Source organism: Streptomyces sp. NBC_00525, from assembly GCF_036346595.1.
Taxonomy (GTDB): Bacteria; Actinomycetota; Actinomycetes; order Streptomycetales; family Streptomycetaceae; genus Streptomyces.
This window is the reverse complement of sequence record NZ_CP107834.1, coordinates 3,493,329-3,506,073: the sequence shown is the minus strand read 5'-3', so window position 1 is coordinate 3,506,073 and position 12,745 is coordinate 3,493,329. Positions and strand designations below refer to the sequence as shown.

12 protein-coding genes are annotated in these 12,745 nt (G+C 71.3%); 5 read left to right on the top strand and 7 right to left on the bottom strand.

The annotated features are described in order from the left end of the window. The first annotated feature begins 153 nt into the window (after positions 1–153). From folB to OG710_RS15395, 3 genes are all read left to right on the top strand, one after another. A complete protein-coding gene (folB, locus tag OG710_RS15405; RefSeq protein WP_330239841.1) occupies positions 154–513 on the top strand; it encodes a dihydroneopterin aldolase in 360 nt (119 codons plus the stop codon). Further along, positions 510–1,121 (top strand): 2-amino-4-hydroxy-6-hydroxymethyldihydropteridine diphosphokinase, encoded by a 612-nt coding sequence (folK, locus tag OG710_RS15400; protein WP_111330097.1) that lies wholly within the window; start codon positions 510–512, stop codon positions 1,119–1,121. The genes folB and folK overlap by 4 nt, the downstream gene beginning before the upstream one ends. Before the next feature lie 74 nt (positions 1,122–1,195). After that, positions 1,196–1,681, top strand: a complete 486-nt coding sequence (locus OG710_RS15395; RefSeq protein ID WP_330239840.1) for a DUF3180 domain-containing protein — start codon at positions 1,196–1,198, stop codon at positions 1,679–1,681. Between the two features lie 17 nt (positions 1,682–1,698). Here OG710_RS15395 and OG710_RS15390 read toward each other — a convergent pair whose 3' ends face one another. From OG710_RS15390 to dacB, 7 genes are all read right to left on the bottom strand, one after another. Further along, positions 1,699–2,556 carry a hypothetical protein gene (locus tag OG710_RS15390; RefSeq protein WP_330239839.1) on the bottom strand — a complete coding sequence of 286 codons (858 nt, stop codon included), beginning with the start codon at positions 2,554–2,556 and terminating at the stop codon, positions 1,699–1,701. 199 nt (positions 2,557–2,755) lie between these two features. Next, positions 2,756–3,358: a GTP cyclohydrolase I FolE gene (folE, locus tag OG710_RS15385; RefSeq protein WP_330239838.1), complete on the bottom strand. Its 603-nt coding sequence runs from the start codon at positions 3,356–3,358 to the stop codon at positions 2,756–2,758. A gap of 150 nt (positions 3,359–3,508) precedes the next feature. Further along, positions 3,509–5,536 carry an ATP-dependent zinc metalloprotease FtsH gene (gene ftsH / locus OG710_RS15380; RefSeq protein ID WP_330239837.1) on the bottom strand — a complete coding sequence of 676 codons (2,028 nt, stop codon included), beginning with the start codon at positions 5,534–5,536 and terminating at the stop codon, positions 3,509–3,511. Between the two features lie 195 nt (positions 5,537–5,731). Beyond that, positions 5,732–6,271 carry a hypoxanthine phosphoribosyltransferase gene (gene hpt / locus OG710_RS15375; RefSeq protein WP_111335378.1) on the bottom strand — a complete coding sequence of 180 codons (540 nt, stop codon included), beginning with the start codon at positions 6,269–6,271 and terminating at the stop codon, positions 5,732–5,734. 102 nt (positions 6,272–6,373) lie between these two features. After that, positions 6,374–7,465, bottom strand: a complete 1,092-nt coding sequence (gene tilS / locus OG710_RS15370) for a tRNA lysidine(34) synthetase TilS (RefSeq protein ID WP_330239836.1) — start codon at positions 7,463–7,465, stop codon at positions 6,374–6,376. Between the two features lie 190 nt (positions 7,466–7,655). Continuing rightward, positions 7,656–8,789, bottom strand: a complete 1,134-nt coding sequence (locus tag OG710_RS15365) for a zinc-dependent metalloprotease (protein ID WP_330239835.1) — start codon at positions 8,787–8,789, stop codon at positions 7,656–7,658. Between the two features lie 49 nt (positions 8,790–8,838). Further along, a complete protein-coding gene (gene dacB / locus OG710_RS15360; protein ID WP_330239834.1) occupies positions 8,839–10,326 on the bottom strand; it encodes a D-alanyl-D-alanine carboxypeptidase/D-alanyl-D-alanine endopeptidase in 1,488 nt (495 codons plus the stop codon). A gap of 86 nt (positions 10,327–10,412) precedes the next feature. Here dacB and OG710_RS15355 point away from each other — a divergent pair, with 86 nt between their 5' ends. Both OG710_RS15355 and OG710_RS15350 read left to right on the top strand, forming a co-directional pair. Beyond that, a complete protein-coding gene (locus tag OG710_RS15355; protein WP_111330089.1) occupies positions 10,413–10,907 on the top strand; it encodes an inorganic diphosphatase in 495 nt (164 codons plus the stop codon). Between the two features lie 140 nt (positions 10,908–11,047). Continuing rightward, on the top strand, positions 11,048–12,745 hold the full coding sequence (locus OG710_RS15350) for a threonine/serine ThrE exporter family protein (RefSeq protein ID WP_111330088.1): 1,698 nt from the start codon (positions 11,048–11,050) through the stop codon (positions 12,743–12,745).

The window sequence follows — 12,745 nt, the reverse complement described above, 5'->3', positions numbered from 1 at the left end:
GCATCGGGGTATCAGCGGCTATCTGTTCCGTGCCCGAACGCCCTCCCCCGCGGGAAAAGGGTGTCGGTGCGCGCGGGTAGATTCGAAATCGGGTACCCGGCCGACCGCACACGGCCCCGTGCCCTACGACCAACGACAGCAGGAGTGATTCGCGTGGATCGTGTCGCGCTGCGCGGCCTCAAGGCCCGCGGGCACCACGGCGTCTTCCCCCGTGAGCGGGAGGAGGGCCAGACGTTCATCGTCGACCTGGTGCTCGGCCTCGACACCCGCCCCGCGGCGGCCGCCGACGACCTGACGAAGACCGTGCACTACGGCGTGGTCGCGGAGGAGGTCGTCGCGGTGGTCCGGGGCGAGCCGGTCGATCTGATCGAGACGCTCGCGGAGCGCATCGCCCAGCAGTGCCTCAAGCACGGCGGCGTCGAGGAGGTGGAGGTCGTGGTGCACAAGCCGGACGCGCCCATCACCGTCCCGTTCGACGACGTCACCATCACCATCACCCGGAGCCGAGCATGACTGCATTTTCCACCGAAGGGCAGAGCGACCCGACCGTACAGCCGGTGCCCGCCTCCGTGGTCGAGCAGGTGGACGCGGCGGACAGCACCCTCTCCAACCCCAAACTCGCCGTGCTCTCGCTCGGCGCCAATCTGGGCAACCGCCTGGAGAACCTCCAGGGCGCCATCGACGCGCTGGAGGACACGCCCGGCCTCCGGGTCAAGGCGGTCTCCCCGGTGTACGAGACGGAGCCGTGGGGCGTCGCGCCCGGCTCCCAGCCGTCGTACTTCAACGCGGTGATCGTCGTGAAGACGACGCTGCCCCCGGCCTCCCTCCTTGAGCGCGGCCAGGCCGTCGAGGAAGCCTTCGAGCGGGTCCGCGAGGAGCGCTGGGGGCCCCGCACGATCGACGTGGACATCGTCTCCTACGCCGACGTCGTCTCGGACGACCCCGTGCTGACCCTCCCCCACCCCCGCGCCCGTGAGCGCGCCTTCGTCCTCGCCCCCTGGCACGACGTGGACCCCGAGGCCCAGCTCCCCGGCGCCGGACCGGTCGCCGAGCTGCTGAGCGGTGTGGGGCGCGACGGGGTGCTTCCCCGGACCGACCTGGAACTGCGGCTGCCCGAGTAGTCGTTAGGCTCTCAGCACACAGCACGACGGACCACAGCACGACGGACCACAGGCGGCGAAGGGCGGCTCACCCGGTGAAGCAACTACGGCTCGGAGTCCTGGCCGGCCTCTTCGCCGCCGCCGGGGTCCTCTCCTGGGGCGGCGCCCGCCTCTGGGACTCCTTCGGCACCCTGCCCAGCGTCCCGCTGGCCGCGCCCATCGTGCTCGCGGTGATCGCGGTCGTCCTGCTGGCCACGGCCCTGTCCATCCGCGCCCGGCTCCGCGCCCAGCGCGAACGCCGCCCCGGCGCGAAGGGCGTCGAGCCCCTGATGGCCGCCCGCGCCCTGGTCTTCGCCCAGGCGAGCGCCCTCGTCGTGGCCCTGGTCGCCGGCATGTACGGCGGCACCGCCGTCTTCCTGCTCGGCTCCCTGGACATCCCGCCCCGGCGCGACCAGGCCATCTACGCCGGCTTCGCGGTCCTGGCCGGCTTCGCCGTCATCGCCGCGGCCCTCTTCCTGGAACACATCTGCAAGCTCCCCGACGACCGCGACGACGACAGACCGAACGCGGCGGCTGCCTGAGACCGGCTGACCTGGCCCTACCAGGGCTGCCGGGCCAGGTGCCCGTTGACGAGGAACGTCGGGTACGGGTCAAGCCGGCAGGTGTAGAAGGTGAACGGCTTGGCCACCGCCGTGCTCTCGCGAACTGCGGTGACCTCGACCCAGGCGGACTCCTTGAGCTGGACAGGGTGCCGCTCTGCCTTGAACGTCCCACGAGCGGCCCAGTTGTCGACGACGACCAGATGAGAGGCGATCCCGCGCGGCCGGGGAGTGAACCGCGCCCCGATCACCTGTGCCAGCTCGGCCAGAAACCCGACATTCGCGCTGACCAGCACTCTGCCGTCCCATGTCCTGCTCCGGCAGCCGTCCCCGTCCGCGTACCCGTCGAGAAATCCGTCGAACACGTCCCTGTCCCGCAGGACCACACGCGGGAACCGCTGCCGCATGTGGTGCGCGTCGCCGCCGGTGTACTGGCGCATGGCGTCGGCCAGGTACGAGGAGACCACGCGCACCCGGAATCCCGGTACGTCCCGCCCCAGATAGCCGGAGGGCCTGGTCACGGCCTCCAAACGGGCGGACAGCCCCGTGGCACTGCGCAGGCATCGGGCGTACTTCGTGGCAAACGCCTTGTCGTTCACGACGAGCGAGACGTAGTTGGCGCCCACGGTGCCATCCGCACACGTCGCACCCACGAAATAGCCGAACTCGTAGCCGGGTCGGATCGTCAGCCTCTTCCGGCACAGCTTCCTGGCCTGCGCCCAGGCCAACACCGTGCCTGCGGCATCGCGAGCGTGCACCCAGCCGTCCGGCGTCCCCAGCAACTGCTCCGGAGCCACGGTGAACGTCGCATGGCTGGTGACCACGTCCACGGCCTCACGGCTCCTGGCAGCGCTCACAGTCACCACGGTTGTCCGGGCGGTCCGGTCTCCGTCCAGCGTCCACAGCTCCGAGCCCACGCGGACGTTTGCGGCTCGCTGCCGCCCTCCCACCGCGTTCACCGTTTGCCGACTGGGCAATCCCCCCACAGCGCCCCTCCCGATTCACACGCGCTCGCATGAATCGGGAGGTTACGTCCCGGCACCGACAATCCGACTGTCAAGCCAGTATCAGGCTCATCGCCTCGGCCCGTGTGGTCGCGTCGCGCAGTTGTCCGCGCACTGCCGACGTCGTCGTCTTGGCGCCCGGTTTGCGGATGCCCCGGACCGACATGCACATGTGCTCGGCTTCGACGACCACGATCGCGCCCCGCGCGTCCAGGATGCGCATCAGCGAGTCCGCGACCTGTGTGGTCAGCCGCTCCTGGACCTGCGGCCGCCGGGCAAAGACCTCGACCAGTCGGGCCAGCTTCGACAGACCGGTGATCTTGCCGCTCTCCGCCGGGATGTATCCGACGTGCGCCACTCCGTGGAAGGGAAGCAGATGGTGCTCGCAGAGACTGACGATCTCGATGTCCTTCACCAGGACCATCTCGTCATGCCCCAGGTCGAACGTCGTCGTCAGAACGTCCTCGGGCTCCTGCCGCAAGCCGGCCAGGATCTCCTTGTACGCCCGCGCCACCCGGCCGGGGGTCTCGCGCAGGCCCTCGCGGTCCGGGTCCTCGCCCACGGCGATCAGCAGCTCTCGGACTGCGGCCTCGGCACGCTTCTCGTCGAACTCGCCGATCTCGGGCCGGGGGTCCAGCGTCACCGGGTCGGTCATGTGTGCCTCGTTCCTTGAGCCGTCGCCGCGGGGGCATCCGCGCAGGTGTACGGAAAATGCCGCGCCCCCAACAGGCTAGAACCTGGGGGGCGCGGCATCCATTCCGGGCCCGGTGCGAACCCCGTGACAGGGGCCACACCGGGGGTGTGACTAGCTCTCGGGGCGCTCCTCGGGCAGCGTCTCCTTGGTGGTGGAGACGCTGTCCGCGACCGCGCCGCCGGCCGTGCTCGCCCCGTTGGTGAGGGCCAGCTCCTTCGGGGAGAGGACCGGCGGGCGGGTGGACGGGGTGCGCCGGGCGGAGCCGGTCCACGCGGGGCGGGCCGGGCGCTTGACGATCGGGGCGAAGATCTCGGCGATCTCCTCCTTGCCCAGCGTCTCCTTCTCCAGGAGGCGCAGGACCAGGGTGTCCAGCACGTCGCGGTTCTCGACGAGGATCTCCCACGCGTCGTTGTGGGCGGTCTCGATGAGCTTCTTGACCTCTTCGTCGACCAGCGCGGCGACCTCTTCCGAGTAGTCGCGCTGGTGGCCCATCTCGCGGCCCACGAACGGTTCGGTGTTGTCGCCGCCGAACTTGATCGCGCCGAGCCGCTCCGTCATGCCGTACTGCGTGACCATCGCGCGGGCCGTGGCCGTGGCCTTCTCGATGTCGTTGGCGGCGCCGGTGGTCGGGTCGTGGAAGACCAGCTCCTCGGCCGCGCGCCCGCCCAGCATGTACGCGAGCTGGTCGAGCATCTCGTTGCGCGTCGTGGAGTACTTGTCCTCCTCCGGGAGCACCATCGTGTAACCGAGGGCGCGGCCGCGGGAGAGGATCGTGATCTTGTGGACCGGGTCCGACTGCGGAGAGGCCGCCGCGACCAGGGCGTGTCCGCCCTCGTGGTACGCGGTGATCTTCTTCTCCTTCTCGGACATGATCCGGGTCCGCTTCTGCGGGCCGGCCACGACGCGGTCGATGGCCTCGTCCAGCATGGCGTTGTCGATGAGCTTCTGGTTGCTGCGCGCCGTCAGGAGCGCGGCCTCGTTCAGCACGTTCGACAGGTCGGCACCGGTGAAGCCGGGCGTGCGGCGGGCGACGGCGCCGAGGTCGACGTCCGGGGCGACCGGCTTGCCCTTCTGGTGGACCTTGAGGATCTCCAGGCGGCCCTGCATGTCCGGGCGGTCCACGGCGATCTGGCGGTCGAAGCGGCCCGGACGCAGCAGCGCCGGGTCCAGGATGTCCGGCCGGTTGGTGGCGGCGATCAGGATGACGCCGCCCTTCACGTCGAAGCCGTCCATCTCCACGAGGAGCTGGTTCAGCGTCTGCTCGCGCTCGTCGTGACCGCCGCCCATGCCGGCGCCGCGGTGGCGGCCGACGGCGTCGATCTCGTCGACGAAGACGATGGCCGGGGCGTTCGCCTTGGCCTGCTCGAAGAGGTCGCGGACCCGGGAGGCACCGACACCGACGAACATCTCGACGAAGTCGGAACCGGAGATCGAGTAGAACGGGACGCCCGCCTCGCCCGCGACGGCGCGCGCGAGCAGGGTCTTGCCCGTACCGGGAGGCCCGTACAGCAGGACGCCCTTGGGGATCTTGGCCCCGACGGCCTGGAACTTCGCCGGCTCCTGGAGGAATTCCTTGATCTCCTGGAGCTCCTCGACCGCCTCGTCCGAACCCGCCACGTCGGCGAAGGTCGTCTTGGGGGTGTCCTTGGTGATCAGCTTGGCCTTGGACTTGCCGAACTGCATGACCTTGGAGCCGCCGCCCTGCATCTGATTCATCAGGAACAGGAAGACGACGACGATGAGGACGAACGGCAGCAGGGAGAAGAGGATCGAGACGAACGGGGACTGCTTCGAGGGCGAGACGGTGTAGCCGTCCTTGATGTCGCCGCTCTCGAACTTCTTCTGCAGCATGTCGGCGAGCTCGACGCCCTGGTTGCCGATATAGCTCGCCTGGAACTTGCTGCCGGATTCGTCGGCCAGTTCCTGGCCGTCCTTCAGCTCAATCTTGATGATCTGGTCGTCACCGGTGGTGAGTTTGGCCTGGTTCACCTGGTTCTTGCTGATCGCCTGGATCACCTGGCCGGTGTCCACCGTCTTGTAGCCGCCGCCCGAGCCGACGACATTCATCAACACGACCACGGCGAGGACGGCCAGCACGATCCACATGACCGGCCCACGGAAGTATCGCTTCACGTCCATCCATACGGAGCGAGATTCGCCCCGTCCCTCCTGCCCGTAGGTAAATGCTGCTGTGAGTAAAGACTGTTCTTCGGACGGTACCCCAGCATGGTCACCGGCGTCCGCCTCGGACGTACGGCAATCCCGCCTTCTGAGGCTCAACGGCGGAGGACCCGCCAGGGTTCCCGGTATCCCCTGTCGCGGGTCCTCGTGCCCTCAGCCTCCGTATACGTGCGGGGCGAGGGTGCCGACGAAGGGCAGGTTGCGGTACTTCTCCGCGTAGTCGAGGCCGTAGCCGACGACGAATTCGTTGGGGATGTCGAAGCCGACCCACTTGCAGTCGAGCGCGACCTTGGCGGCGTCCGGCTTGCGCAGCAGGGTGCAGATCTCCAGCGAGGCCGGCTCGCGCGAGCCGAGGTTCGACTTCAGCCAGGACAGCGTCAGGCCGGAGTCGATGATGTCCTCGACGATCAGGACGTGCTTGCCCTTGATGTCGGTGTCCAGGTCCTTGAGGATGCGGACGATGCCGGAGGACTGGGTGCCCGCGCCGTACGAGGAGACGGCCATCCAGTCCATGGTGACGGGGGTGGACACCGCGCGCGCGAGGTCCGCCATGACCATGACCGCGCCCTTGAGGACCCCGACGAGGAGCAGGTCCTTGCCGGCGTACTCCGCGTCGATCTTCGCGGCCAGCTCGACGAGTTTCGCGTCGATCTCTTCCTTGGTGAGAAGCACCGACTGGAGGTCGGTGCCCATGTCCTTCTCGTTCACCCGCGTCTCTTTCTGTGCCTGCCGGGTCCGGGATGGAGTCCCGGACGCCTGCGGGGCCGCTCGCCCTGCATGTCAGCCGCTCGTGCGTCAGCTCTGCCGGATGACCAGTCTGCCACCCTGGCGCAGGGCTTCGACGCGGCCGGGGAGGTTGATGGCCTGCTGGCCGCGCCAGCCGGTGACGAGGCGGTCCACTTCCTCGATGTGCCGGGCGAAGAGGGAGCCGGCCGGGGCGCCCGCGTCTATGACGGCGCGGCGCAGCACCCGGCGGCGTACGGCGGGCGGCAGCACGTACAGCTTGGCGCACTCCAGCCGGCCCGCCTCGTCGCGTACGTCGCGGTCGGCCTCGGCGGCCCAGGTGTCGAGGGCGTCGGCGTCGTCGCGGGAGAGCTGGGCCGTACGGGCGAGGGCCTCGACGACACCCTTGCCGAGGGCCTTCTCCAGGGCGGGCAGGCCCTCGTGGCGCAGCCGGGAGCGGGTGTAGGCGGGGTCGATGTTGTGCGGGTCGTCCCAGACGGGCAGGGACTGGGCGAGGCAGGCGGTGCGGGCGGTCTGCCGGTCGAGCTGGAGGAAGGGGCGGCGGTAGCGGCCGGCCGGGCCGGACGCGGCGGCCATGCCGGACAGGGAGCGGATGCCGGAGCCGCGGGCGAGGCCCAGCAGGACGGTCTCCGCCTGGTCGTCGCGGGTGTGGCCGAGGAGGACCGCGGCGGCGCCGTGGCGTTCGGCGGCGGCGTCGAGGGCGGCGTAGCGGGCGTCGCGGGCGGCGGCCTCGGGGCCGCCCTCGCGGCCGACGCGGACGGCGACGGCCTCGACGGGGCCGAGGTCCATGGCGCAGAGCCGGGCGGCGACCTCGGTGGCGCGGGTGTCGGAGCCGTCCTGGAGGCCGTGGTCGACGGTGATGCCGCCGGCCCGGACGGGGAGTTTGCGGGCCTCGAAGGCGAGGGCGGAGGCGAGCGCCATGGAGTCGGCGCCGCCGGAGCACGCCACGAGGACGAGGGGGGTGTCCGTATCGGGGCGGCCGGGGAGTGTGCCGCGGCGGCTGCCCGCCCCGGCCCGGGCGAGCTCGGGGTGCGGGGCGGCGTGCCCGGCGCGTCCGGTCTGTTCGGCGTAGGCGTCGATGACGTCGTGGAGTACGCGGCGGACCGCCAGGCGTATCGCCGCGACCGCAGGATGGGGACCCATGTCCGGTGCCCTTCGTGAAGGTCTTCAGGGGGAGTCTCGGAGTGCCGGGACGGGAAGGAGTGCCGTCACTCAGAGTGCGTCGATGGTGACAGAGCAATGCCGTTCATCGAGCATTGCACGCCTTCCCATGCCCCTACGGTCCCTCGGATGGGTGATTACCGGCGCGTTGCCTTCGGAGCCGGGGGCGTGCTCACGACTCTGCCTTACGGTGCACCCTCGCGATCCAGTCCTCGGGCCGGGCGATCTCGGCCTTGGTGGGGAGCGTGTTGGGCGAGGTCCAGACGCGGTTGAAGCCGTCCATGCCGACGCGGTCGACCACGGCGCGCACGAAGCGCTCGCCGTCGCGGTACTGGCGCAGTTTGGCGTCGAGGCCGAGGAGCTTGCGCAGGGCCTGGTCGAGGCGGCCCGCGCCGCGGGCGCGGCGCTGCTGGAACTTCTCGCGGATCTCGGCGACGGAGGACACCACGTCGGGGCCGACGCCGTCCATCACGTAGTCGGCGTGTCCTTCCAGGAGGGACATGACGGCGGTGAGGCGGCCGAGGATCTCGCGCTGGGCGGGGGTCTGGACGAGTTCGACCAGGCTGCGGCCGCCGTCCTCGTCGGCCTCGCCGTCCGGCCGGCCGCCGACGAGGGCCTGGACGGCCTCGCGCAGCCGCTCCAGGAAGGTCATCGGGTCCACGTCGGTCTCGTCCAGGAACGACTGGATCTCGCCCTGGAGGTGGTCGCGGAGCCAGGGCACGGCGGTGAACTGGGTGCGGTGGGTCTCCTCGTGGAGGGCGACCCAGAGCCGGAAGTCGTGCGGGTCGGCGTCCAGCTCGCGCTCGACGTGGACGATGTTGGGGGCGACCAGCAGGAGCCGGCCGCCGCCGTCGGCGGAGGCGGGCAGGTCGCGGGTGGCGGGGGCGAAGGTCTCGTACTGGCCGAGGACGCGGGAGGCGAGGAAGGACAGCAGCATCCCGACCTCGACGCCGGTGACCTTGGAGCCGACCGCGCCGAACACGGCGCCGCCCGCGCCGCCGCCGCGCCGTTCCTCCATCTTGTCCAGGAGGGGGCGCAGCAGTTCGCGGAAGCCGGCGACGTTGGCCTTGATCCAGCCGGCGCGGTCCACGACGAGGACCGGGGTGTCCTCGGGTTCGGTCCCTTCGGGGATCATCCGGGTGAAGGCGCGGACGTGCTCCTCCGCCGCCTTCGCGTGCCCGCGCAGTTCCGCGACGACTTCGCGGGCCTCCTCGCGGCTGATCTCGGGACCCGGCCGCACGAGGCGGGTCGCCGTCGCGACTGCGAGGTTCCAGTCGACCATCCCTGCACCACCGATGCTCGTCATGCGTCAACCGTACGTGCTCGGCCCTTGTCGCGGTGAGGTGTTGGCGGGCTCATCTCCGGCCGGCGCCGAGCGCGGTGGCGAGTTCGTCGAGGGCTTTCTGGGCTTCGGCGGGGGCGGTGGTGCCGGAGGCGAGGAAGGCGAAGGCGAGGAGCCGGCCGCGGGTGTCCACGACGGTTCCGGCGAGGCTGTTGACGCCGGTGAGGGTGCCGGTCTTGGCGCGGATGAAGCCGGTGCCGCCGTCCTCGGTGGTGTAGCGGCGGCTGAGGGTGCCGGTGAATCCGGCGACGGGCAGGCCGGTGAGGACGGGGCGGAGTTCGGGGTGGCCGGGGTCGGCGGCGCGGGCGAGGAGTCCGGCCAGGAGGGCGGCGGTGACCTTGTCCCGGCGGTCGAGTCCGCTGCCGTCGGCGATGTTCACGCCCTTGAGGGGGAGGCCGAGCTTCTTGAGGCGGGCGGTGACGGCCCGGCGGCCGCCGGCGAAGTCTGCGCGCTGCCCGGCGGCGATGGCGGTCTGCCGGGCGAGGGCCTCGGCGATGTCGTTGTCGCTGTTGGTCAGGGCGCGTTCGACGAGGCCGGAGAGCGGGGCGGAGAGGTGGGTGGCGACGGTGTGGGAACCCTTGGCGGGGCGGCCGTGCGCGGGGGCGCCCTTCGTGTCGATCCCGGCGTCGTCCAGGAGTCCGGCGAAGGCGCGGGCGGCGTCGCCCGCCGGGTCCTCGGTGCGCGGGGCGGGGCCCTTGGTGGAGTCGTCACGGCGGCCCTCGTCGACCATGAGGGCGCTCATGGGCGCGATGTTCTCGTTGGGGCCGATCGGGTGGTGGGAGGGGCCGGTGTAGCGGGAGGTGTCGTAGCGCAGGTGCACGGAGCGCGTCTTGCCGGCCTTGAGGGCGCGGGCGGTCTCGGTGGCCAGGGCGCGCAGGTCGGCCTTGCGGAGGGTGGGGTCGCCGCCGCCGACGAGGGTGACGGTGCGCAGGTCGGCGGAGGCGCGGACGGTGGTGGGGATGCGGTGGGCGGGGCCGAGGGCGTCGAGGGCGGCGACGGTGGTGGCGATCTTGACGGTGGAGGCGGGGGTCATGGGGGCGTCGGCGCCCTTGCCGTAGAGGCGTTTGCCGGTGGCGGTGTCGATGACGACGGCGGCGCGCCGGGTGCCGAGCGCGTCGTTCCCCATCAGCGGGTCCAGGACGGCGCGCAGGTCGCGGGTGGCGCCGGCCGGGGCGTCCCGGCTGACGGTTCCCCCGGTGCCGAGGGCGTCGAGGACGGCGGGGGCGCTGGGGGCGGGGGCGGGGCCCTCGGGGTCTGCGGCGTGATGTACGCCACCTGTGCGGGCGGCGGCGGTCGCCCGGTCCCGCTCGGCCTTACGCTGACCCGAGTCCCAGGGGCCGGCGGCGAGGACGGCGCCGGCCGCGAGGGCCAGTCCGGCGACGGCGGAGACGGCTGTGAACTGCCAGTTGTTCACGGGGCCGCGTACGCCCGAGCGGGCCGCGAGACTTCCGCCCGGCCCGCCGGACGGTTCGGTCGACGGTCTTTCCACCGGCTCGGCCACCGTTGACCAGCCCCTTTCGCGAGCACACATCTGCGTGAGGGACACTTAACCACCAGTCGTATGTGTTGATCATGGAGGAGCCACCCGTGGAGTTCGACGTCGTTATCGAGATCCCGAAGGGTTCGCGCAACAAGTACGAGGTGGATCACGAGACCGGCCGGATTCGTCTGGACCGTCGGCTCTTCACCTCGACCAGCTACCCGGCGGACTACGGCTTCGTCGAGAACACCCTCGGCGAGGACGGCGACCCGCTGGACGCGCTGGTCATCCTGGAGGAGCCGACGTTCCCCGGCTGCCTCATCAAGTGCCGCGCGATCGGCATGTTCCGGATGACCGACGAGGCCGGCGGCGACGACAAGCTGCTGTGCGTCCCGGCGTCGGACCCGCGGGTGGAGCACCTGCAGGACATCCAGCACGTGTCGGAGTTCGACCGTCTGGAGATCCAGCACTTCTTCGAGGTCTACAAGGACCTGGAGCCTGGCAAGTCCGTCGAGGGCGCCGACTGGGTCGGCCGCGCCGAGGCCGAGGCCGAGATCGACGCCTCGCGCAAGCGCCTGGAGGCGCAGGGCGGCGCGCACTGACGTTCCGCTTCCGGTAAGCGGTTGGTGAAACGGGCGGTACACCTCTGGTGTGCCGCCCGTTTCGCGTGGCCTCCCTTGGGCGTGGCCATACTGGGCAGGAGTGCGGCCGAGGACGCGAAGCCGAGGAGGAGCGAGGTCGAGTGGTGGCGGAAGCGGGCGGGTCCGAGGACGAGAAGCCCCAGTCCGACGAGGCGCACAGTGCCTTCTCGCGGCCGGCCGGGACCGAGCCGCCCGCGGCGCCGCCCGAGGAGGACAGCCCGACGTCGGAATTCGCCCTTCCGGCAGGGGTGACGCCCGAGCCCCCGGCGGCGGGTTCCGGTTCCGGTACGGGTTCCGCTTCCGGGTCCGACACGATCGGTTCGGCGTTCGCCCCGCCGAGCACGTACAGCTTCCGGGACTCGCCGCCGGCCTTCACTCCGGCGCACGGCATCCCGATGGTCAAGCTGACCGAGGAGGCGCCCTGGCAGGACCGGATGCGCACGATGCTGCGGTTGCCGGTGGCCGAGCGCCCGGCGCCGGAGCCGGTCCAGCGGCACGACGAGGCGGCGCCCGCGGTGCCGAGGGTGCTCGACCTGACCCTGCGCATCGGGGAGTTGCTGCTGGCGGGCGGCGAGGGCGCGGAGGACGTCGAGGCGGCGATGTTCGCGGTGACGCGCAGCTACGGTCTCGACCGCTGCGAGCCGACCGTGACGTTCACCCTGCTGTCGATCTCGCACCAGCCGTCGCTGGTGGACGACCCGGTGACGGCGAGCCGTACGGTACGCCGCCGGGGCACGGACTACACCCGGCTGGCCGCGGTCTTCCGGCTGATCGACGACATCACGACGGTCGAGGGCGAGGTGTCGCTGGAGGAGGCGTACCGGCGGCTGGCGGAGATCCGGCGCAACCGGCATCCGTATCCCGGCTGGGTGCTGACGCTGGCGGCGGGCACGCTGGCGGGTGCGGCGTCGGTGCTGGTCGGCGGTGGCGCGCTGGTGTTCCTGGTGGCGATGGTCGGGGCGATGCTGGGTGACCGGCTGGCCTGGGTGTGCGCGGGGCGCGGCCTTCCGGAGTTCTACCAGTTCGTGGTGGCGGCGATGCCGCCGGCCGCGATGGGTGTGGCGCTGACGCTGACGCACTGGTCGGACGTGCGGCCCTCGGCGGTGATCACCGGTGGGCTGTTCGCGCTGCTGCCGGGGCGGGCGCTGGTGGCGGGGGTGCAGGACGGGCTGACCGGGTACTACATCACGGCCTCGGCGCGGCTCCTGGAGGTGATGTACTTCTTCATCGCGATCGTCACCGGGGTGCTGCTGGCGCTGTACGGGGGCCTTCAGCTGGGCGCGGAGCTGAATCCGGAGGCGCGGCTGATCTCGCACGACCGGCCGGTGATCCAGATCCTGGCCTCGATGGTGCTGACCCTGTCCTTCGCGATCCTGCTCCAGCAGGAGCGGGCGACGGTCCTGGCGGTGACGCTGAACGGGGGCGTGGCCTGGGTGGTCTTCGGGGCGATGGCCCGTACGGGCGGGCTGTCGGCGGTGGCCGCGACGGCTGCGGCGGCCGGGCTCGTCGGCCTGTTCGGGCAGTTGTTCTCGCGGTATCGCTACACCTCGTCGCTGCCGTACATCACGGCGGCGATCGGGCCGCTGCTGCCCGGTTCGGCGACGTACTTCGGGCTGCTGGGTGTGGCGCAGAACGAGCTGGACCGGGGGCTGGCGTCGCTGTCCACGGCGGTGGCGACGGCGCTGGCGATCGCCATCGGGGTGAATCTGGGGAGCGAGATCTCCCGGCTGTTCATGCGGGTGCCGGGGGCGGTCGGCGGGGCGAACCGCCGCGCGGCCAAGCGGACGCGCGGCTTCTGA

Coding starts and splice junctions, on each gene's coding strand:
- folK (WP_111330097.1), top strand. CDS start 510: ATGACTGCATTTTCCACCGAAGGGCAGAGCGACCCGACCGTACAGCCG.
- hpt (WP_111335378.1), bottom strand. CDS start 6,271: ATGGGCACCGACCTCCAGTCGGTGCTTCTCACCAAGGAAGAGATCGAC.
- ftsH (WP_330239837.1), bottom strand. CDS start 5,536: ATGGACGTGAAGCGATACTTCCGTGGGCCGGTCATGTGGATCGTGCTG.
- folE (WP_330239838.1), bottom strand. CDS start 3,358: ATGACCGACCCGGTGACGCTGGACCCCCGGCCCGAGATCGGCGAGTTC.
- OG710_RS15365 (WP_330239835.1), bottom strand. CDS start 8,789: ATGACGAGCATCGGTGGTGCAGGGATGGTCGACTGGAACCTCGCAGTC.
- tilS (WP_330239836.1), bottom strand. CDS start 7,465: ATGGGTCCCCATCCTGCGGTCGCGGCGATACGCCTGGCGGTCCGCCGC.